Here is a 19,074-nt window from a genome sequence, read left to right on the forward strand (position 1 = left end):
ATGGAGTTCAGTGTAAAAAGCGGTAGCCCGGAGAAACAGCGGAGTGCCTGCATCGTCGTGGGCGTCTTTGAACCACGCCGCCTCTCTCCGATTGCAGAGCAGCTCGACAAGATCAGCGATGGGTACATCAGCGCACTGCTGCGTCGTGGCGAACTGGAAGGCAAACCAGGTCAAACCCTGTTGCTGCACCATGTTCCTAACGTCCTGTCTGAGCGAATTCTCCTCATCGGTTGTGGTAAAGAGCGTGAGCTTGATGAACGTCAGTATAAGCAGGTCATTCAGAAAACTATAAATACCCTGAATGATACAGGCTCAATGGAAGCCGTCTGCTTCCTGACTGAGCTACACGTTAAAGGTCGCAATAACTACTGGAAAGTACGTCAAGCCGTTGAGACGGCACAGGAAACGCTGTACAGCTTTGATCAGTTGAAGACTAACAAAAGCGAACCACGTCGTCCGCTGCGTAAAATGGTCTTTAACGTACCGACCCGCCGCGAATTGACCAGCGGTGAACGTGCCATTCAGCACGGCCTGGCGATTGCCGCCGGGATCAAAGCGGCAAAAGATCTCGGCAACATGCCGCCGAATATCTGTAACGCCGCCTACCTGGCCTCACAGGCACGTCAGTTGGCTGATAGCTATAGCAAAAATGTTGTCACCCGCGTCATAGGTGAGCAGCAGATGAAAGAGCTGGGCATGCACTCCTATCTTGCGGTCGGCAATGGTTCGCAAAACGAGTCGCTGATGTCGGTGATTGAGTATAAAGGTGTCGAATCCGAAGACGTACGCCCGATCGTGTTGGTGGGTAAAGGGTTAACCTTTGACTCCGGCGGTATCTCCATCAAACCTGCCGAAGGCATGGATGAGATGAAATACGATATGTGCGGCGCGGCAGCTGTGTATGGCGTGATGCGCATGGTGGCAGAGCTACAGTTGCCAATCAACGTCGTCGGCGTACTGGCGGGCTGTGAAAACATGCCGGGTGGTCGCGCGTATCGCCCGGGCGATGTGCTGACGACCATGTCTGGTCAAACCGTTGAAGTGCTGAACACCGATGCAGAAGGCCGTCTGGTGCTGTGCGACGTGTTAACCTACGTCGAGCGTTTTGAACCGGAAGCGGTCATTGACGTGGCAACGCTGACTGGCGCGTGCGTGATTGCCTTGGGCCATCACATCACCGGCCTGATGTCGAACCACAATCCGCTGGCGCACGAGCTTATTGGCGCGTCTGAGCAGGCGGGCGACCGCGCGTGGCGTCTGCCGTTGGGTGATGAATTCCAGGAACAACTGGAGTCCAACTTTGCGGATATGGCTAACATAGGCGGCCGTCCTGGTGGTGCTATCACCGCGGGCTGCTTCCTGTCGCGCTTTACCCGTAAATATAACTGGGCGCACCTGGACATCGCGGGTACCGCATGGCGTTCCGGTAAAGCCAAAGGTGCCACTGGTCGTCCGGTAGCGCTGCTGTCGCAGTTCCTGCTTAATCGCGCCGGATTTAACGGCGACGAGTAAGTTTGAGATTACCCCGTAGGCCGGATAAGCGCCGCGCCATCCGGCAAAATGCCTGATGACGGCGCTAATGCGCCTTATCAGGCCTACGGGGTGCATCATGGCAACGCATTTAAATTCACCACAAGAAGCCCCATATATGAAGAATGCGACGTTCTATCTTCTGGATAATGACACTACCGTTGATGGCTTAAGCGCCGTCGAGCAACTGGTGTGTGAAATTGCCGCAGAACGTTGGCGTGCTGGCAAGCGCGTGCTGATCGCCTGCGAAAACGAAAAGCAGGCCTTTCGCCTTGATGAAGCCCTGTGGGCAAGACCGGCAGAAAGCTTCGTGCCGCATAATCTGGCGGGTGAAGGTCCCAGAGGCGGCGCACCGGTAGAGATTGCCTGGCCGGAAAAACGCAACAGCAGCCCGCGCGACCTGCTCATCAGTTTGCGCGTTGGCTTTGCAGATTTTGCCACCGCTTTCACAGAAGTGATAGACTTCGTCCCTTACGAAGATTCTTTGAAACAATCGGCACGCGATCGCTACAAAGCTTACCGCGTGGCTGGTTTTAACCTGAATACGGCAACCTGGAAATAATGGAAAAGACATATAACCCACAAGATATCGAACAGCCGCTTTACGAGCACTGGGAAAAGCAGGGCTATTTCAAACCTAACGGCGATGAAAGCAAAGAGTCCTTCTGCATCATGATCCCGCCGCCGAACGTCACCGGCAGTTTGCATATGGGTCATGCTTTCCAGCAAACCATCATGGACACCATGATTCGCTACCAGCGCATGCAGGGCAAAAACACTCTGTGGCAGGCCGGTACCGACCACGCGGGTATCGCTACCCAGATGGTGGTTGAGCGTAAGATTGCCGCTGAAGAAGGTAAAACTCGTCACGACTACGGTCGCGATGCGTTCATCGACAAAATCTGGCAGTGGAAAGCGGAATCCGGCGGCACCATTACCCGTCAGATGCGCCGTCTCGGCAACTCCGTTGACTGGGAGCGCGAGCGCTTCACCATGGACGAAGGTCTTTCCAATGCCGTGAAAGAAGTCTTCGTTCGCCTGTACAAAGAAGACCTAATTTACCGCGGCAAGCGCCTGGTGAACTGGGACCCGAAACTGCGCACCGCCATCTCTGACCTGGAAGTGGAAAACCGCGAGTCCAAAGGCTCAATGTGGCACATCCGCTATCCGCTGGCCGACGGCGCGAAAACCGCAGATGGTAAAGATTATCTGGTCGTCGCCACTACCCGTCCGGAAACCATTCTCGGCGATACTGGCGTGGCCGTGAACCCGGAAGATCCGCGTTATAAAGATCTGATCGGCAAATTCGTTATTCTGCCGCTGGTTGACCGCCGTATTCCAATCGTTGGCGACGAACACGCCGATATGGAAAAAGGCACCGGCTGCGTGAAGATCACTCCGGCACACGATTTTAACGACTACGAAGTCGGGAAACGTCACGCCCTACCGATGATCAATATTCTGACCTTTGACGGCGACATCCGCGAAACTGCGGAAGTGTACGACACCAAAGGCGAAGAGTCTGACGTTTACTCCAACGCGATCCCGGCAGAGTTCCAGAAGCTGGAACGTTTTGCTGCCCGTAAGGCGATCGTCGCAGCCGTTGACGCGCTGGGCCTGCTGGAAGAAATTAAACCGCACGATCTGACCGTCCCTTACGGCGACCGTGGCGGCGTGGTTATCGAACCGATGCTGACCGACCAGTGGTACGTGCGTGCTGACGTGCTGGCGAAACCAGCGGTTGAAGCCGTTGAAAACGGTAGCATTCAGTTCGTGCCGAAGCAGTACGAAAACATGTACTTCTCCTGGATGCGCGATATTCAGGACTGGTGTATCTCCCGTCAGCTGTGGTGGGGTCACCGTATCCCGGCATGGTACGACAACGACGGCAACGTCTACGTTGGCCGTACAGAAGACGAAGTGCGTCAGGAAAACAACCTCGGCGCCGACGTTGCGCTTCGTCAGGACGAAGACGTTCTCGATACCTGGTTCTCCTCCGCGCTGTGGACCTTCTCCACCCTCGGCTGGCCGGAAAATACCGACGCCCTGCGTCAGTTCCACCCAACCAGCGTGATGGTTTCCGGCTTCGACATCATCTTCTTCTGGATTGCCCGCATGATCATGATGACCATGCACTTCATCAAAGATGAAAACGGCAAGCCGCAGGTTCCGTTCCATACCGTCTACATGACCGGTCTGATTCGCGACGACGAAGGCCAGAAGATGTCCAAGTCCAAGGGTAACGTTATTGACCCGCTGGATATGGTCGACGGCATCTCCCTGCCGGAGCTGCTGGAAAAACGTACCGGCAACATGATGCAGCCGCAGCTGGCTGAGAAGATTGCCAAGCGTACCGAGAAGCAGTTCCCGAACGGTATCGAGCCGCACGGCACCGACGCCCTGCGCTTTACCCTGGCGGCGCTGGCTTCGACCGGCCGCGATATCAACTGGGATATGAAGCGTCTGGAAGGTTACCGTAATTTCTGTAACAAGCTGTGGAACGCCAGCCGCTTCGTGCTGATGAACACTGAAGATCAGGATTGCGGCTTCAACGGCGGTGAAATGACGCTGTCGTTGGCGGACCGCTGGATCCTGGCGGAATTCAACCAGACCGTGAAAGCGTACCGCGAAGCGCTGGATAACTTCCGCTTCGATATCGCTGCGGGCATCCTGTACGAGTTCACCTGGAACCAGTTCTGCGACTGGTATCTGGAGCTGACCAAGCCGGTAATGACCGGGGGTTCCGAATCTGAACTGCGCGGCACCCGCAATACGCTGGTCACCGTGCTGGAAGGTCTGCTGCGCCTGGCGCACCCAATCATCCCGTTCATCACTGAAACCATCTGGCAGCGCGTGAAGGTCATTTGCGGTATTACCGCCGATACCATTATGCTGCAGCCGTTCCCGGAATATAACGCCGCGCAGGTTGATGAAGCCGCGTTGGCCGATACCGAATGGCTGAAGCAGGCGATCGTTGCCGTGCGTAACATTCGTGCGGAAATGAACATCGCCCCGGGTAAACCGCTGGAGCTGCTGCTGCGTGGTTGCAGCGCTGACGCGATGCGTCGTGTGAACGACAACCGCAGCTTCCTGCTGAACCTGGCGCGTCTGGAAAGCATCACCGTGCTGCCTGCCGATGACAAAGGTCCGGTTTCCGTGACCAAAATCATCGACGGAGCTGAACTGCTGATCCCGATGGCTGGCCTCATCAACAAAGAAGATGAGCTGGCGCGTCTGGCGAAAGAAGTGGCGAAAATCGAAGGTGAGATTGCCCGTATCGAAGGCAAACTCTCCAACGAAGGTTTCGTCGCTCGCGCACCGGAAGCGGTGATCGCCAAAGAGCGTGAGAAGTTGGACGGTTACGCAGAAGCGAAAGCGAAGCTGATTGAGCAGCAGGCGGTCATCGCCGCGCTGTAATCATCGATCCCGTAGGTCGGATAAGCGTAGCGCATCCGACACTACTGACGATTAAAAAGCCTCTGGCGTCCTCGCTCAGAGGCTTTTTATTGAATTATCCTCGCTTGCGCTTCCCCTCACCGCAGTGGTATTAACTGCATATGTTCCACATTTATGTCATGAGTTCGCTATGAGTGTCACTACCCCTGCCTTTGCGACGCTGCGTCGTCTTACCGCCGACGATAACGCCGCCATCGCCCGCGTTATTCGCCAGGTTTCCGCCGAATACGGGCTTACCGCTGATAAAGGCTATACCGTCGCCGACCCTAATCTGGATGAGCTGTTCCAGGTTTACAGCCAGCCGGGCGCGGCCTATTGGGTCGTTGAGCAGAATGGTCAGGTGGTGGGCGGCGGCGGCGTCGCGCCGTTAGGCTGTAGCGAGCCGGACATTTGCGAGCTGCAGAAGATGTATTTCCTGTCGAGCGTACGCGGCCAGGGGCTGGCGAAAAAGCTGGCGCTGATGGCGCTGGATCACGCCCGTGAGCAGGGTTTCAAGCAGTGCTATCTGGAAACGACCGCGTTTCTGACCGAGGCTATTCGCCTGTATGAACATTTAGGCTTTGAGCATATCAGCGAAGCGCTGGGCTGCACCGGGCACGTGGATTGTGAAGTACGGATGTTAAAGCCCCTCTGACCTTACGCTGAGGGGCTATGGCAACCTTACTGCATCTCAGCTGAAAGCATCAGACGAATCACGCCGGCCGAACGCGCGGTCGGCAGCTTCAACACCTGTGACCAGAGATCCTGCACTATCTCACAGGCAATCTTCTCTTTGCCGACAGCTTTAGTCGGATCGGCCATGATTTGAATATCCGGTCCATAGCGCTGTACTAGTCCAGGACTTATTGCTTGCAGATCCTGCAACGCCAGCTGTTTCTCTTCTGCCGTGACCGTATGTTTGTTCGGACCATAGGCAGCACGCATCATACTCATATCACTCGCCATACGACGGTTCATGATCTCATGCGGAATCAGACGTGCCGGGTTAATCCCCCCTTTTACTGCCGGAAACAGGAAGCGGAAGCATTCGTCATCACCTATTTTGGCCACGGCGGCGATCTGCTCAAGATTAATTTTCATATATTCAATGACATTGGCATCAGGAGCTTGCTGCAATCGTGCCATCTGCAACTGAAGAATCTGCGGCTGTATCGCGTCGATAACCTGCTGTTCGCTGCTCCCCGCTTTCTTCATCTGCGCTGCCTGGCTGATAATTTTTTGTGTCAGCGCGGGCTCCTGTTCCTTAATCACCTGAAACGCCGGATTAGAGAGCATCGCCTTTTCAAACTGCTGCTCTTCGGTCAGACCATAATCCGGGTTTTCACGTGGGATCAGGTAGTGCACATCAAACAGATTCCACGCAATAATCGCCACCACAAAGACCACCGCGCCTGAGATCTTGCCCAGCCAGCCTTTTTTACGAAACATGCCAACGACGATGGCAATCACCACCCCGATATATCCCGCTAACCATACGTGTGCCCAGTTCATTAACCATCCTTATGCAAAACAATCTCTGGTAAGGGGATATATTTCCCCCTTCGTGTGTTTTGATTATTACGGCAGCGGCGAGCGATTTCCAGCCACCAGATTTTGCTAGCGGAAATGGGGGAAGAGGTAATACGCGCGATGATTGAACACCGCACGTCACGGAAAGAATCAAGCCGGTACGCCGCTGTGAAAGCGGAACTCGTCGTCAGGAGAGGTAATCAGCGCGGCTTCGACTTCGCCAAAAAATCGCACCCGGTCGCTGATATCATCAGCAGAAACCTGCTGCGCCAGCGCCAGATAATCCTGATAGTGCCGCGCCTCGGATCGCAGCAGCGACAGATAAAACGCCTGCAAATCAGCCTCCAGATACGGTGCCAGCGCGGCAAAACGTTCACAGGAGCGGGCTTCGATATACGCCCCGCAAATCAGCTTGTCGATCAGCGTCAGCGGCTCGTGGGTGCGTACCTCTTTGAGCATGCCTTTGGCGTAACGGCTGGCGGTAATTTTGATGTAAGGAATATTGCGGCTCATCATCGCCTCGCGTACCTGCGAGAAGTGATGTAGCTCTTCTTTAATCAGCAACACCATGCTGTCGATAAGCTTTCGTCCCCACGGGTCGTCGGTCTGCGGCATGACGCTTTTGCTTATCTGTTTATTCAGCGCGATAAAATCCGGCTCATCCCCTTCTCTGAAAGCAAACGCTTCATAGGGTTTCAGCCAGTCCAACAGCGCCTGCGATCCCTGTTTATCCGCGACATACTTACGCACCAGCAGCATTGCCGTTTGCGCCGCTTTCAGTTCGCAGACGAGGTGATCGGTCAATAACAGCGGCAGATTCGCCGGGTCTCGCGCTTTATCAAGCCAGGCCTGGGGCGTTTTGCATTTCAGGAAGTTGTGGATCGGGGAGAGTATTTGCGGGTAATCCATACGTTGTCCTTGGCCTGCGGCAGCCTGTGCTACCGCAGGTCAGCAGATGACTTAGTGACGCACGCCGTCATCATCTTCGTCGACGAGGTCTTCATCGTCGCCGTCTTCACCTTCTTCGCCGTTCGGGTCTTCAAAATAAGTGCCCCAACCGTCGTATTCCACTTCAAATTTTTCAGCCAGGTTCATCAGTTGCTCAACCTGCGCGTCAATCAGCTCGGCATTCAGGGCGCATTCGCTGAGGATGTCACAGCAAATAACCGTGTCGCCTTCTTCCACTTCCAGCTCTTCCGGCTCGGTCACTTCATAACCCAGCTTGAAGGCTTCTACTGCCGCTTTTTCCAGGGTTTCAAAGTCGTCCGCGGAAAGGTGATGCTCAATGGTGTACAGCGCGTCTGGATCGCTGCCATCTTCGAGTAACTCTTCAATAATCAAGCGTGTTTCTTCACGCTGCTCTTCCAGTAGTTCCGGGTTTGCCATGGCTCGTTCCTCATAATGTCCTGCCGATACTCTTATTGTCACATACCGCTGTCATTGCCTCCACCTTTCCAGGAAAGATTTGTTAAACAAGGTTGCAAATGAATAAACATCCATATAAATTGAATTTTAATTCAATAAATGGCTTAAGCCATGTGAGGAAACCATGTCTACGTTTTATCAGAAGCACTTTTTGAAATTGCTCGATTTCACCTCTGCTGAACTCACGTCACTGCTCAAGCTCGCCGCACAGCTCAAGGCAGATAAGAAAAACGGCACAGAGGTGGCTCAACTCACCGGTAAAAATATCGCGCTCATCTTCGAAAAAGACTCGACTCGTACTCGTTGCTCTTTCGAAGTTGCCGCATACGATCAGGGCGCTCGTGTGACATATCTCGGGCCAAGCGGCAGCCAGATTGGACATAAAGAGTCGATTAAAGATACTGCCCGCGTGCTTGGCCGTATGTACGACGGTATTCAGTATCGGGGTCACGGTCAGGAAGTGGTGGAAACGCTGGCGGAATATGCCGGTGTGCCGGTGTGGAATGGATTAACTAACGAGTTTCATCCCACCCAGTTACTGGCGGATCTGTTAACTATGCAGGAACACCTGCCGGGTAAAGCATTTAATGAGATGACGCTGGTCTATACCGGCGATGCCCGTAACAATATGGGCAATTCAATGCTGGAAGCCGCCGCGTTAACCGGGTTAGATCTGCGTCTGGTTGCACCGCAGGCCTGCTGGCCGGAAGAGAGTCTGGTGGCAGAATGCAAAGCGCTGGCACAGAAAAACGGTGGCAATATTACGCTGACCGAAGATATCGCCACGGGCGTAAAAGGTGCAGACTTCATCTACACCGACGTATGGGTGTCAATGGGCGAAGCGAAAGAGAAGTGGGCCGAGCGTATTGCGCTGCTGCGCAAATATCAGGTAAACAGCGCGATGATGGCGCTCACCGGCAATCCGCAGGTGAAATTTCTGCACTGCCTGCCCGCGTTCCATGATGATCAAACCACGCTTGGCAAACAAATGGCGCAACAGTACGGTTTGCACGGCGGGATGGAAGTGACCGACGAAGTCTTTGAGTCACCCGCCAGCATCGTATTTGATCAGGCGGAAAACCGGATGCACACTATTAAAGCGGTAATGGTGGCGACGCTTTCCAAAAAATAACGTTGCATGATTGATTTGCCGGATGGCGATGCTAAGCATCTTATCCGGCAATCTGCCCCGTTGTGCCTGATGGCGCTGCGCTTATCAGGCCTACGGTCCATCACTCAACCAACAGCTTAACCACCGCTTTGCGTACCAGCGCCGGAGCGCCGACTGCGCACAGCGGTTTATGCACTTCCCCCGGATAGAACACCACAAAGTCACCCTCGTTCAGCACCACCGTTTTCTCCTGTGCCCCTTCCGGCAGGAAGGCAATATCTTTATCCGCCAGCCAGTCAGTTTCCGGCGCGCCCGCAGGCTGCGTACTAAAGGCCATGCCTTCCTGCCCTTTGAGCAGGATCTGAATATCCAGATAGCGGGCATGATATTCGGCACGGCGCTGTGCAAACGGCTCCGTCATATCTTCGGCAATCAGATAAAACAGGCGATCACCATCGATGTCGTGCTTACCCTTTTCCGTCGCATCCGTGACATGCGTTTTAATGTGCTCAATCGCCTGACGCAGCTCTTCCGGCAGCCAGGCATCCAGGTTGTGAATATTGCCGACAATCATCTCAAACCCCTTAATTAAAACATCGTTTCATTTTCGTTGTTATACGTAAAAAAGGCCTGCCATACCACTCCTAATTACCGATATTTTGCGGCAACGCATGTTTATCGCTGATGATGTTATATAGTTGTTAATCTCACGCATCAGGTTATGCATAAACACTGCATAACTCTCGCCCCCTTATTTTTCTCTTGGTGAATAAGCTACTGTTTTTGAAAGTTTTATGATAAAAACCAGCTATCGATCACAATTCGCACCTGCTTCGCTCTCTTTGTTCACCGCCATATTTATTTGGCAATACATTTCCCTATACAAATAATAGAATCACAGAATCGCATAAACATTCACCACATAATAAAAAACACATAAAAATCAATTAACTAGCAAATTCATATGTTTTGAAAAACGTACATAAAATTAACATAGATAAATAACAAGACATATTCATGCGTAGCAATTCAGTTATCGTATTTATTATTTTTTAAAATCTCAGAGCCATCTCATATATTAGGAAAGCAAATTCAAATATCGAACCGACTGTGAAACAAATCACGTTTCCGTATTAAATAAGATCTAAATATAGATTCTGAAATCAGCTGAAAAATCATGACTGCAATAAATTGCATTTGCAGCCATCTCCTCTTTATTTTTTAAAATCGTATTAAAGGAATAATGATGGAAAAGCATTATGTCGGTTCTGAAATCGGTCAATTACGTAGCGTGATGCTGCATCGCCCTAATCTCAGCTTAAAAAGGCTGACGCCATCCAACTGTCAGGAGCTGCTTTTTGATGATGTGCTTTCGGTAGAACGTGCAGGTGAAGAGCACGACATTTTCGCCAACACGCTGCGTCAGGAGGGAATCGAGGTTCTGTTACTCACTGATTTATTGACACAAACTCTGGATATTCCAGACGCTAAAAGCTGGCTGCTGGATACGCAAATTTCTGATTATCGCCTTGGCCCCACTTTCGCCGCCGATGTCCGCGCCTGGCTTGCGGACATGCAGCACCGGGAACTGGCACGGCATTTAAGCGGCGGGCTGACCTATGGCGAAATCCCAGCGTCAATCAAAAATATGGTGGTTGATACTCATGATATTAATGATTTTATTATGAAGCCATTGCCCAACCATTTATTTACGCGTGACACCTCCTGCTGGATATATAACGGCGTGTCGATTAATCCGATGGCTAAAACCGCCCGGCAACGAGAAACTAATAATCTGCGGGCGATTTACCGTTGGCACCCGCAATTCGCCGATGGTGAGTTTATTAAATACTTCGGTGATGAAAATATTAATTATGACCACGCCACATTAGAAGGTGGCGATGTGCTGGTCATTGGTCGCGGTGCGGTACTTATTGGCATGTCTGAGCGCACCACGCCACAGGGAATCGAGTTCCTTGCCCAGTCACTCTTCAAGCATCGCCAGGCAGAGCGCGTCATCGCGGTCGAACTGCCTAAGCATCGTTCCTGTATGCATCTCGACACCGTGATGACCCACATCGATATCGATACCTTCTCTGTCTACCCGGAAGTGGTGCGCCCGGACGTGCAGTGCTGGACTCTGACGCCGGACGGGCGCGGCGGCCTGAAACGGACGCAGGAAAGTACGCTGGTTCATGCCCTGGAAAAAGCGCTGGGGCTCGATCAAATTCGCCTGATTACCACCGGCGGTGACGCCTTCGAAGCCGAACGTGAACAGTGGAATGACGCCAACAACGTCCTGACGCTACGTCCCGGTGTGGTTGTGGGTTACGAGCGCAATATCTGGACCAACGAGAAATACGACAAAGCCGGTATCACCGTTTTACCCATTCCTGGCGACGAACTTGGACGCGGACGCGGCGGCGCGCGCTGCATGAGCTGCCCGCTGGAACGCGACGGTATTTAAGGAGACGTCATGGAAAATAAACCGACCCTGGTTGTGGCTCTGGGCGGCAACGCGCTGCTCAAACGCGGCGAGCCGCTGGAAGCAGACATCCAACGTAAGAATATTGAGCTGGCGGCAAAAACCATCGCCCGGCTTACGCAACAGTGGCGTGTGATTCTGGTACACGGCAATGGCCCACAGGTTGGACTGCTGGCGTTGCAAAATAGCGCTTACGCCAGCGTCACCCCCTATCCGCTCGACATTCTCGGCGCGGAAAGTCAGGGAATGATTGGCTATATGTTGCAACAGGCGCTGAAAAACCAGCTTCCACAGCGAGAAATTAGCGTCCTGCTGACTCAAGTTGAAGTCGATGCCCACGATCCGGCCTTCAGCAATCCCACCAAATATATCGGCCCCATTTACGACCAAACCCAGGCCAATGCATTGCAGGTGGAAAAAGGCTGGGTTTTCAAAGCCGATGGTAAAGCGTTCCGTCGCGTTGTGCCCTCTCCGCAGCCCAAACGCATTGTTGAAAGTGACGCGATCCAGGCGTTGATCGTCCGCGATCATCTGGTCATTTGCAACGGCGGCGGCGGTGTGCCGGTCGTGGAAAAGGCCGATGGCTACCACGGTATTGAAGCCGTGATCGACAAAGATCTCTCCGCCGCCCTGCTCGCCAGCCAGCTTCATGCTGATGCGTTGCTCATCCTGACCGATGCCGACGCGGTGTACCTCGACTGGGGCAAACCCACCCAGCGCCCTCTGGCTCAGGTCACCCCCGAGATACTCGGCGAGATGCAGTTCGACGCCGGTTCTATGGGTCCAAAAGTTACCGCCTGCGCGAATTTTGTCTCTCAATGCCATGGGATAGCAGGCATCGGCTCGTTGGCCGACGGTCCGGCCATTCTCTCGGGAGAGAAAGGCACATTGATTCGGCCCGAAACCATTGCTTACGACGCGTGACCCATTTTGCCGGATGGCGCCTGCGCCTTATCCGGCCTACATAAGGACATTCTGATGACTGTTAACTTAAAAAATCGCAATTTTCTTAAACTGCTCGACTACACCCCGGCAGAGATCCAGTACCTGATCGATCTGGCTATCGAATTAAAAACGGCGAAAAAGGCCGGACGCGAAAGACAGACGCTGGTCGGTAAAAATATCGCGCTAATCTTCGAAAAAACCTCAACCCGCACCCGCTGCGCCTTTGAAGTTGGCGCTTTTGATCAGGGCGCACAGGTGACCTACCTCGGCCCAAGCGGCTCACAGATTGGTCACAAAGAATCGATGAAAGATACCGCCCGCGTGTTAGGCCGTATGTACGACGGCATCGAATATCGCGGATATGGCCAGGAGATCGTAGAAGAACTGGGGCAGTTCGCCGGTGTTCCGGTATGGAACGGGCTGACCAACGAATTTCACCCTACGCAGATCCTCGCGGATCTGATGACCATGCTGGAACACGCGCCGGGCAAAACCTTACCTGAACTGAGCTTCGCCTACCTCGGTGACGCCCGCAATAACATGGGTAATTCGCTGATGGTTGGCGCGGCGAAAATGGGGATGGACATCCGCCTCGTCGCCCCTAAATCCTTCTGGCCGGATGAAAAACTGGTTACCGAATGCCGTGAGATCGCCGGCGTGACGGGCGCGCGCATTACGCTCACGGAGGACGTTGAGGAAGGCGTTTACGACGTGGATTTCCTCTATACCGATGTCTGGGTCTCCATGGGCGAACCCAAAGAGGCATGGGCAGAACGCGTAAGCCTGATGACGCCTTATCAGATTAACCAGCGAGTCATCAACGCAACCGGCAACCCCAATGTGAAATTTATGCACTGTCTGCCCGCCTTCCATAACGAACACACCAAAGTTGGACGTGAAATCGAAGCGGCTTACGGCCTGAAAGGGCTTGAGGTCACGGAGGAGGTGTTCGAGTCAGCACACTCCATCGTCTTCGACGAAGCAGAAAACCGGATGCATACCATTAAAGCGGTCATGGTAGCGACACTCGGCGACTAACCCCTGCGGGCATATGTCGCCTGACGGCATATGCCCGAGTTATCCGGAGAACATCATGGGCAAATTCAAATTTCCCAGCGCGTATACCATCCTGTTTATTCTTATTGCACTCGTCGCTGTTATGACCTGGATTGTCCCGGCAGGGAAATATCAGATGGCGATGAATGCGACCCTGGGCAAAGAAGTGCCGGTTGCCGGGACTTATGCCCCCACCGAGGCGCATCCCCAAGGTATTACCGCTGTACTGCTGGCACCGATTGACGGTCTTTATAATCACGAGACCTACACCGCTGGCGCCATTGATGTGGCGCTGTTTGTCCTGATCATCGGCGGGTTTCTCGGCGTAGTAAACAAAACGGGGGCCATCGACGCCGGTATCGAACGCGTGACGGTCAGGCTTAACGGCAAAGAAGAGTGGATGATCCCCATCCTGATGGGACTTTTCGCCGCCGGAGGTACGATTTACGGGATGGCGGAAGAATCGCTTCCTTTTTACACGCTGCTCGTCCCGGTGATGATGGCGGCCCGCTTTGATCCACTGGTTGCTGCTGCGACCGTTTTGCTCGGCGCAGGTATCGGCACACTCGGTTCGACAATTAACCCTTTCGCAACGGTTATCGCTGCCAATGCTGCCGGGATCCCCTTCACTCAGGGAATGCTGATGCGCATTCTGCTGCTGGTCATCGGCTATGTGATCTGTGTGGTGTGGGTCATGCGCTATGCCCGGAAAGTTCGCAGCCATCCTGAGCTGTCTATCGTGGCGGATAAAATGGAGGAAAACCGCGCCCATTTTCTCGGTAGTCGCGCCAATACCAATCTGGAATTCACGGCAACGCGGAAATGGATCCTGCTGATTTTCGCCGCCGCCTTTGCGGTAATGATCTATGGAGTAGCGGTACTCGGGTGGTGGATGGCAGAAATATCCGGTGTTTTTCTGGCTGCTGCGATTATCGTCGGCGTAATCGCCCGCATGAGTGAAGAGGCATTTACCAGTACGTTCATTGACGGTGCGCGGGATCTGCTTGGCGTGGCGCTGATTATCGGTATTGCGCGCGGCATCGTCGTGGTGATGGATAACGGCATGATCACTCACACCATTCTGCACAGCGCTGAAAATTTAGTCTCCGGCCTTTCCACCACCATTTTCATCAATGTGACCTATTGGCTGGAAGTTTTGCTCTCCTTCCTGGTCCCATCGTCCTCTGGGCTGGCGGTCCTCACCATGCCCATTATGGCCCCGCTGGCCGACTTCGCGCATGTACAGAGGGATCTGGTCGTCACCGCGTATCAATCCGCTTCCGGCATTGTGAATCTGATTACACCCACATCTGCGGTTGTGATGGGTGGGCTGGCCATCGCGCGCGTTCCCTATGTGCGTTACCTGAAATGGGTCGCTCCGTTACTGCTCATTTTGACGTTACTGAACATGGTCGTCCTGAGTATCGGCGCGATGCTGTAACCCTTTTAGCCGTCGGATATCGGCGGCTTTTTTGATCGTTCTCTCGTTTTTCTGCACAACCGCCCGTTTGAGCCGTTATTGATACTGCAAATGTGGTGAATTTCGCCATCGCATTGATACAGATAAGAAATATAAGGTGATTTTATGAAGGAATTCGATGATTACTCTGCCAAAGAGCAAAAACAGCTGGCGATGTGTCAGCGCCTGATTAGCGAAAAAAGCTACCTGTCTCAGGAAGCGCTGCGTCGCGACCTGCAAAGCCACGGCTTTACCAGTATTAGTCAGTCGACGGTGTCTCGTTTGCTGAAGTTGCTCGGGGCCATAAAAATAAGAAACACAAAAGGGCAAAAAATTTATTCTGTGAATCCTCAGTCACGACCCGCTCCAGATGCCGCGCGATCGATCGCTGAAATGGTGGTCAGCATAGAACACAATAGCGAGTTTATCCTCATTCACACCGCAGCAGGATATGGTCGCGCGGTTGCCAGAATCCTCGATTATCACGCCTTGCCGGAAGTTCTGGGCGTCATTGCCGGTAGCAGTATCGTCTGGGTCGCGCCGCGCGTCGTGCAGCGAACGGGCCTGGTTCACAAGCAGATTAATTATCTCTTTAAAATGAATTAAAATTCAGAAGAACCGTTTGCGATGAATAAATCGTGCATTTTTCGCTTGATCCCATAACGTAGCTGAGTATAATCGCGGACAATTTGCCGGGAGGATGTATGGTTCAGTGTGTACGACATTTTGTCTTACCGCGTCTGAAAAAGGACGCTGGCCTGCCGTTTTTCTTTCCGTTGATCACCCATTCCGAGCCCCTCAATTGAGGGGCTTTTTTTTTGCCCAGGCGTCAGGAGATAAACATGGCTAACCCGCTCTATCAAAAACACATCATTTCCATAAACGACCTCAGCCGCGATGACCTCAATCTGGTCCTCGCAACGGCGGCGAAATTAAAAGCGAACCCACAGCCGGAGCTGTTAAAGCATAAGGTCATCGCCAGCTGTTTCTTTGAGGCGTCCACCCGCACCCGTCTATCCTTTGAAACTTCTATGCACCGTCTGGGCGCCAGCGTGGTAGGTTTCTCTGACAGCAGCAACACGTCTCTGGGCAAAAAAGGCGAAACGCTGGCTGACACCATTTCCGTCATCAGCACCTATGTCGACGCCATCGTCATGCGTCATCCGCAGGAAGGCGCCGCGCGTCTGGCAACAGAATTCTCTGGTAACGTTCCGGTTCTTAACGCGGGCGACGGCTCTAACCAGCATCCAACCCAAACGCTGCTGGATCTGTTTACCATCCAGGAAACACAGGGCCGCCTGGACAATCTGCAAATCGCCATGGTGGGTGATCTGAAATATGGCCGCACTGTCCACTCCTTAACTCAGGCGCTGGCGAAATTTGAAGGCAACCGCTTCTACTTCATTGCCCCGGATGCGCTGGCCATGCCGCAATACATTCTGGATATGCTGACTGAAAAGGGCATCGCCTGGAGCCTGCATGGCACTATCGAAGAGGTAATGGCGGAGGTCGATATCCTCTATATGACCCGCGTACAAAAAGAGCGTCTGGACCCATCCGAATACGCCAACGTGAAAGCACAGTTTGTCCTGCGCGCCAGCGACCTGAACGGCGCCAGAGCCAACATGAAGGTACTACATCCGCTGCCGCGTATTGATGAAATCACCACCGACGTCGATAAGACGCCGCACGCCTGGTATTTCCAGCAGGCTGGCAACGGCATCTTCGCCCGCCAGGCGTTACTGGCACTGGTACTGAATAGCGAACTGGCACTGTAAGGGAGAAAAAGAGATGACACACGATAACAAACTGCAGGTTGAAGCCATCAAACGTGGCACCGTGATTGACCATATTCCCGCACAGGTTGGTTTTAAATTGCTGACGCTGTTCAAGCTGACAGAAACCGACCAGCGAATCACCATCGGTCTGAACCTGCCGTCCGGTGAGATGGGTCGTAAAGACTTGATTAAAATTGAAAATACCTTCCTGACCGACGAGCAGGTTAACCAGCTCTCTCTGTATGCCCCGCAGGCAACGGTGAACCGCATTGACGATTACGATGTTGTGGGTAAATCACGTCCGAGTCTGCCAGAGCGCATCGACAACGTGCTGGTGTGCCCGAACAGCAACTGTATCAGTCATGCTGAGCCGGTTTCTTCCAGTTTTGCAGTGAAAAAGCGTGCTGATGACATCGCACTCAAATGCAAATACTGTGAAAAAGAGTTTTCGCATTATGTGGTGCTGGCCAACTAATTTGGGTTGGTTATGAGATCCCGGCTCCCTATAATGAGCGGGAACATTCTATTACCGCTGTAATTCAGGAGAAATCATGAGCAAGACTATCGCGACGGAAAATGCACCAGCAGCAATCGGCCCATACGTACAGGGTGTTGACCTGGGTAGCATGGTAATCACTTCCGGTCAGATCCCGGTCGATCCGAAAACCGGCGCCGTAGCGGAAGACGTGTCCGCTCAGGCGCGTCAGTCGCTGGAAAACGTAAAAGCTATCGTTGAAGCAGCAGGTCTGAAAGTGGGCGACATCGTAAAAACGACCGTCTTCGTGAAAGACCTGAACGATTTCGCTACCGTCAACGCCACCTACGAAGCGTTCTTCACTGAGCACAACGCGACCTTCCCGGCGCGTTCTTGCGTGGAAGTTGCCCGTCTGCCGAAAGACGTGAAAATCGAGATTGAAGCGATCGCAGTTCGTCGCTAAATCTGCTTGTGCCGGATGGCGGCTTCGCGTAATCCGGCCTACGCAAGCGTAGTTTACAGGCCCGGTAAGCGCGAGCGCTCCCGGGCATTTATCACATCACGCCAAACAGTTTCGGCAGGAATAGCGAAATCGCCGGAATGTACGTCACCAGCATCAGCACCAGGAACAGCACCAGGTAGAATGGCAGCATCGCCTTCACCACCTGCTCGATTTTCTGCTTACTCACCGCACTGGCCACAAACAGCACCGACCCCACCGGCGGCGTAATCAGACCGATCCCTAAGTTCACCAGCATGATCATGCCAAAATGGACCGGATCAATGCCGAGCGCGTTGGTCACCGGTAGTAGCACCGGCGTCAGGATCAGGATCAGCGGTGCCATGTCCATCAGCGTACCGATCAGCAGCAGCATGATGTTAATGCACATCAGGATGACATATTTGTTATCCGAGATGCTGGTGAAGGCTTCGGTAATCCGCATCGGCAACTGCATATAAGTCATGACGGCCCCAAACGCGGCGGCAAAACCTATCAGGATCATGACGATAGTGACCGTCTTCACCGTGCGGAACATCAGCTTCGGCAGCTCAGACCATTTATAGTCACGATAGATAAACATGGTGACAAAGAAGGCCCAAAGACAGGCAATCGCCGCGGATTCCGTGGCGGTAAAGATACCTGACAGGATCCCGCCCATGATGATCACCACCGTCATTAATCCCCACAGCGTATCGACGAAAATCTTCAGCGCCTGGCGAAACGGTACGCGCTCCCCTTTTGGATAACCGCGTTTATGGGCAAAAGCCACGCACATCACCATCAGGCTAAAGCTCAGCAACAGGCCCGGCAGGATCCCGGCGATGAACAGCGCGGCAATCGACACCGTCCCGCCCGTTGCCAGCGAGTAGATAACCGAGTTATGGCTGGGCGGCGTGAGGATCGCCTGCACCGAGCCGCTGGCGGTTACTGCCGCGGCAAAATCGCGCGGGTAGCCTTTTTTGTCCATCTCCGGGATCATCACTGAACCGATAGAAGCGGTATCGGCCACCGACGATCCTGAAATTGCGCCAAAAAAGGTCGAGGCGACGATGTTTACCAGCGACAGCCCACCGCGGATAAAGCCAACGAAAATATAGGCAAAATTCACCAGGCGGCGCGCGATTCCCCCTTCTGCCATGATTGCCCCGGCCAGAATAAAGAATGGGATCGCCAGTAGCGAAAACTTGTTTACTCCGCTGGTCAGTTGGATCATTACTGCTTCCAGCGGAATATCAATATACCAGGCTCCAATGATGGCGCTAATGCCAACCGCGTACGCTACCGGTACCCCAATCGCCAACATAATGCCAAGCGTAAAGACGAGAATAAATGCATCCATCTGC

Annotated in this window: 21 protein-coding genes; 15 read left to right on the forward strand and 6 right to left on the reverse strand. The window is 53.3% G+C overall.

Annotated elements, in window-relative coordinates:
• From pepA to FDX14_RS19350, 4 genes are all read left to right on the forward strand, one after another.
• Positions 1-1,512: a leucyl aminopeptidase gene (gene pepA / locus FDX14_RS19335; protein WP_038636783.1), complete on the forward strand. Its 1,512-nt coding sequence runs from the start codon at positions 1-3 to the stop codon at positions 1,510-1,512.
• A 136-nt stretch (positions 1,513-1,648) separates the two neighbouring features.
• Positions 1,649-2,092, forward strand: a complete 444-nt coding sequence (gene holC / locus FDX14_RS19340; RefSeq protein ID WP_042312678.1) for a DNA polymerase III subunit chi — start codon at positions 1,649-1,651, stop codon at positions 2,090-2,092.
• Positions 2,092-4,947 (forward strand): valine--tRNA ligase, encoded by a 2,856-nt coding sequence (locus FDX14_RS19345; protein ID WP_061382764.1) that lies wholly within the window; start codon positions 2,092-2,094, stop codon positions 4,945-4,947. The genes holC and FDX14_RS19345 overlap by 1 nt, the downstream gene beginning before the upstream one ends.
• 169 nt (positions 4,948-5,116) lie before the next feature.
• Complete coding sequence (locus FDX14_RS19350; RefSeq protein WP_042312683.1) at positions 5,117-5,620, forward strand: GNAT family N-acetyltransferase; 504 nt, start codon at positions 5,117-5,119, stop codon at positions 5,618-5,620.
• Positions 5,621-5,646: 26 nt separating this feature from the next.
• Here FDX14_RS19350 and FDX14_RS19355 read toward each other — a convergent pair whose 3' ends face one another.
• The 3 genes from FDX14_RS19355 to rraB all read right to left on the reverse strand — a co-directional run bounded on the left by FDX14_RS19355 (position 5,647) and on the right by rraB (position 7,881).
• Entirely contained in the window at positions 5,647-6,477 is an 831-nt protein-coding gene (locus tag FDX14_RS19355) for a topoisomerase II (protein ID WP_137350078.1), read from the reverse strand.
• 168 nt (positions 6,478-6,645) lie between these two features.
• A complete protein-coding gene (gene miaE / locus FDX14_RS19360; RefSeq protein WP_042312687.1) occupies positions 6,646-7,404 on the reverse strand; it encodes a tRNA isopentenyl-2-thiomethyl-A-37 hydroxylase MiaE in 759 nt (252 codons plus the stop codon).
• 51 nt (positions 7,405-7,455) lie between these two features.
• Positions 7,456-7,881, reverse strand: coding sequence for a ribonuclease E inhibitor RraB (gene rraB / locus FDX14_RS19365; protein ID WP_042312689.1), 426 nt, complete (start codon positions 7,879-7,881; stop codon positions 7,456-7,458).
• A 98-nt stretch (positions 7,882-7,979) separates the two neighbouring features.
• On the opposite strand from rraB, the gene argL reads away from it, so the two are divergent.
• Together argL and argF (FDX14_RS19370) are read left to right on the forward strand one after the other, a co-directional pair.
• On the forward strand, positions 7,980-8,075 hold the full coding sequence (gene argL, locus FDX14_RS25780) for a putative translational regulatory protein ArgL (protein WP_371414783.1): 96 nt from the start codon (positions 7,980-7,982) through the stop codon (positions 8,073-8,075).
• Positions 8,045-9,052, forward strand: coding sequence for an ornithine carbamoyltransferase (argF, locus tag FDX14_RS19370; RefSeq protein WP_137350079.1), 1,008 nt, complete (start codon positions 8,045-8,047; stop codon positions 9,050-9,052). The genes argL and argF (FDX14_RS19370) overlap by 31 nt, the downstream gene beginning before the upstream one ends.
• Before the next feature lie 100 nt (positions 9,053-9,152).
• Here the strand turns inward: argF (FDX14_RS19370) and FDX14_RS19375 are convergent, their stop codons facing one another.
• Positions 9,153-9,605, reverse strand: coding sequence for a YhcH/YjgK/YiaL family protein (locus tag FDX14_RS19375; protein ID WP_137350080.1), 453 nt, complete (start codon positions 9,603-9,605; stop codon positions 9,153-9,155).
• A 672-nt stretch (positions 9,606-10,277) separates the two neighbouring features.
• Here FDX14_RS19375 and arcA point away from each other — a divergent pair.
• From arcA to FDX14_RS19400, 5 genes are all read left to right on the forward strand, one after another.
• Complete coding sequence (gene arcA, locus FDX14_RS19380) at positions 10,278-11,498, forward strand: arginine deiminase (RefSeq protein WP_038636756.1); 1,221 nt, start codon at positions 10,278-10,280, stop codon at positions 11,496-11,498.
• 9 nt (positions 11,499-11,507) lie between these two features.
• Positions 11,508-12,440: a carbamate kinase gene (arcC, locus tag FDX14_RS19385; protein ID WP_137350081.1), complete on the forward strand. Its 933-nt coding sequence runs from the start codon at positions 11,508-11,510 to the stop codon at positions 12,438-12,440.
• 54 nt (positions 12,441-12,494) lie between these two features.
• Complete coding sequence (gene argF, locus FDX14_RS19390; protein ID WP_137350082.1) at positions 12,495-13,499, forward strand: ornithine carbamoyltransferase; 1,005 nt, start codon at positions 12,495-12,497, stop codon at positions 13,497-13,499.
• Positions 13,500-13,554: 55 nt separating this feature from the next.
• Entirely contained in the window at positions 13,555-14,958 is a 1,404-nt protein-coding gene (locus FDX14_RS19395; RefSeq protein ID WP_042312700.1) for a YfcC family protein, read from the forward strand.
• A gap of 144 nt (positions 14,959-15,102) precedes the next feature.
• Positions 15,103-15,582 carry an arginine repressor gene (locus FDX14_RS19400; protein ID WP_042312701.1) on the forward strand — a complete coding sequence of 160 codons (480 nt, stop codon included), beginning with the start codon at positions 15,103-15,105 and terminating at the stop codon, positions 15,580-15,582.
• On the opposite strand, the gene FDX14_RS19405 is transcribed toward FDX14_RS19400, so the two are convergent.
• Positions 15,579-15,701, reverse strand: a complete 123-nt coding sequence (locus FDX14_RS19405; RefSeq protein ID WP_087857458.1) for a hypothetical protein — start codon at positions 15,699-15,701, stop codon at positions 15,579-15,581. The genes FDX14_RS19400 and FDX14_RS19405 overlap by 4 nt on opposite strands.
• Between FDX14_RS19405 and pyrL the strand changes: the two genes are divergently transcribed.
• The 4 genes from pyrL (at position 15,681) to ridA (ending at position 17,692) form a co-directional block, all read left to right on the forward strand.
• Positions 15,681-15,782 carry a pyr operon leader peptide gene (pyrL, locus tag FDX14_RS19410; protein WP_003025819.1) on the forward strand — a complete coding sequence of 34 codons (102 nt, stop codon included), beginning with the start codon at positions 15,681-15,683 and terminating at the stop codon, positions 15,780-15,782. The genes FDX14_RS19405 and pyrL overlap by 21 nt on opposite strands.
• Positions 15,783-15,818: 36 nt before the next feature.
• Entirely contained in the window at positions 15,819-16,754 is a 936-nt protein-coding gene (gene pyrB / locus FDX14_RS19420) for an aspartate carbamoyltransferase (RefSeq protein WP_038636743.1), read from the forward strand.
• Between the two features lie 13 nt (positions 16,755-16,767).
• A complete protein-coding gene (pyrI, locus tag FDX14_RS19425; RefSeq protein ID WP_003025816.1) occupies positions 16,768-17,229 on the forward strand; it encodes an aspartate carbamoyltransferase regulatory subunit in 462 nt (153 codons plus the stop codon).
• 76 nt (positions 17,230-17,305) lie between these two features.
• Positions 17,306-17,692 (forward strand): 2-iminobutanoate/2-iminopropanoate deaminase, encoded by a 387-nt coding sequence (gene ridA / locus FDX14_RS19430; RefSeq protein ID WP_000047544.1) that lies wholly within the window; start codon positions 17,306-17,308, stop codon positions 17,690-17,692.
• 91 nt (positions 17,693-17,783) lie between these two features.
• On the opposite strand, the gene FDX14_RS19435 is transcribed toward ridA, so the two are convergent.
• Entirely contained in the window at positions 17,784-19,070 is a 1,287-nt protein-coding gene (locus FDX14_RS19435) for a TRAP transporter large permease (RefSeq protein ID WP_003839607.1), read from the reverse strand.
• Between the last annotated feature and the right edge of the window lie 4 nt (positions 19,071-19,074).

The sequence above is a fragment of the Citrobacter sp. wls710 genome (assembly GCF_005281115.1).
In the GTDB taxonomy this organism is placed as follows: domain Bacteria; phylum Pseudomonadota; class Gammaproteobacteria; order Enterobacterales; family Enterobacteriaceae; genus Citrobacter; species Citrobacter werkmanii.

Coding starts and splice junctions, on each gene's coding strand:
- pepA (WP_038636783.1), top strand. CDS start 1: ATGGAGTTCAGTGTAAAAAGCGGTAGCCCGGAGAAACAGCGGAGTGCC.
- holC (WP_042312678.1), top strand. CDS start 1,649: ATGAAGAATGCGACGTTCTATCTTCTGGATAATGACACTACCGTTGAT.
- FDX14_RS19345 (WP_061382764.1), top strand. CDS start 2,092: ATGGAAAAGACATATAACCCACAAGATATCGAACAGCCGCTTTACGAG.
- FDX14_RS19350 (WP_042312683.1), top strand. CDS start 5,117: ATGAGTGTCACTACCCCTGCCTTTGCGACGCTGCGTCGTCTTACCGCC.
- FDX14_RS19355 (WP_137350078.1), bottom strand. CDS start 6,477: ATGAACTGGGCACACGTATGGTTAGCGGGATATATCGGGGTGGTGATT.
- miaE (WP_042312687.1), bottom strand. CDS start 7,404: ATGGATTACCCGCAAATACTCTCCCCGATCCACAACTTCCTGAAATGC.
- rraB (WP_042312689.1), bottom strand. CDS start 7,881: ATGGCAAACCCGGAACTACTGGAAGAGCAGCGTGAAGAAACACGCTTG.
- argL (WP_371414783.1), top strand. CDS start 7,980: ATGAATAAACATCCATATAAATTGAATTTTAATTCAATAAATGGCTTA.
- argF (WP_137350079.1), top strand. CDS start 8,045: ATGTCTACGTTTTATCAGAAGCACTTTTTGAAATTGCTCGATTTCACC.
- FDX14_RS19375 (WP_137350080.1), bottom strand. CDS start 9,605: ATGATTGTCGGCAATATTCACAACCTGGATGCCTGGCTGCCGGAAGAG.
- arcA (WP_038636756.1), top strand. CDS start 10,278: ATGGAAAAGCATTATGTCGGTTCTGAAATCGGTCAATTACGTAGCGTG.
- arcC (WP_137350081.1), top strand. CDS start 11,508: ATGGAAAATAAACCGACCCTGGTTGTGGCTCTGGGCGGCAACGCGCTG.
- argF (WP_137350082.1), top strand. CDS start 12,495: ATGACTGTTAACTTAAAAAATCGCAATTTTCTTAAACTGCTCGACTAC.
- FDX14_RS19395 (WP_042312700.1), top strand. CDS start 13,555: ATGGGCAAATTCAAATTTCCCAGCGCGTATACCATCCTGTTTATTCTT.
- FDX14_RS19400 (WP_042312701.1), top strand. CDS start 15,103: ATGAAGGAATTCGATGATTACTCTGCCAAAGAGCAAAAACAGCTGGCG.
- pyrL (WP_003025819.1), top strand. CDS start 15,681: ATGGTTCAGTGTGTACGACATTTTGTCTTACCGCGTCTGAAAAAGGAC.
- FDX14_RS19405 (WP_087857458.1), bottom strand. CDS start 15,701: ATGTCGTACACACTGAACCATACATCCTCCCGGCAAATTGTCCGCGAT.
- pyrB (WP_038636743.1), top strand. CDS start 15,819: ATGGCTAACCCGCTCTATCAAAAACACATCATTTCCATAAACGACCTC.
- pyrI (WP_003025816.1), top strand. CDS start 16,768: ATGACACACGATAACAAACTGCAGGTTGAAGCCATCAAACGTGGCACC.
- ridA (WP_000047544.1), top strand. CDS start 17,306: ATGAGCAAGACTATCGCGACGGAAAATGCACCAGCAGCAATCGGCCCA.
- FDX14_RS19435 (WP_003839607.1), bottom strand. CDS start 19,070: ATGGATGCATTTATTCTCGTCTTTACGCTTGGCATTATGTTGGCGATT.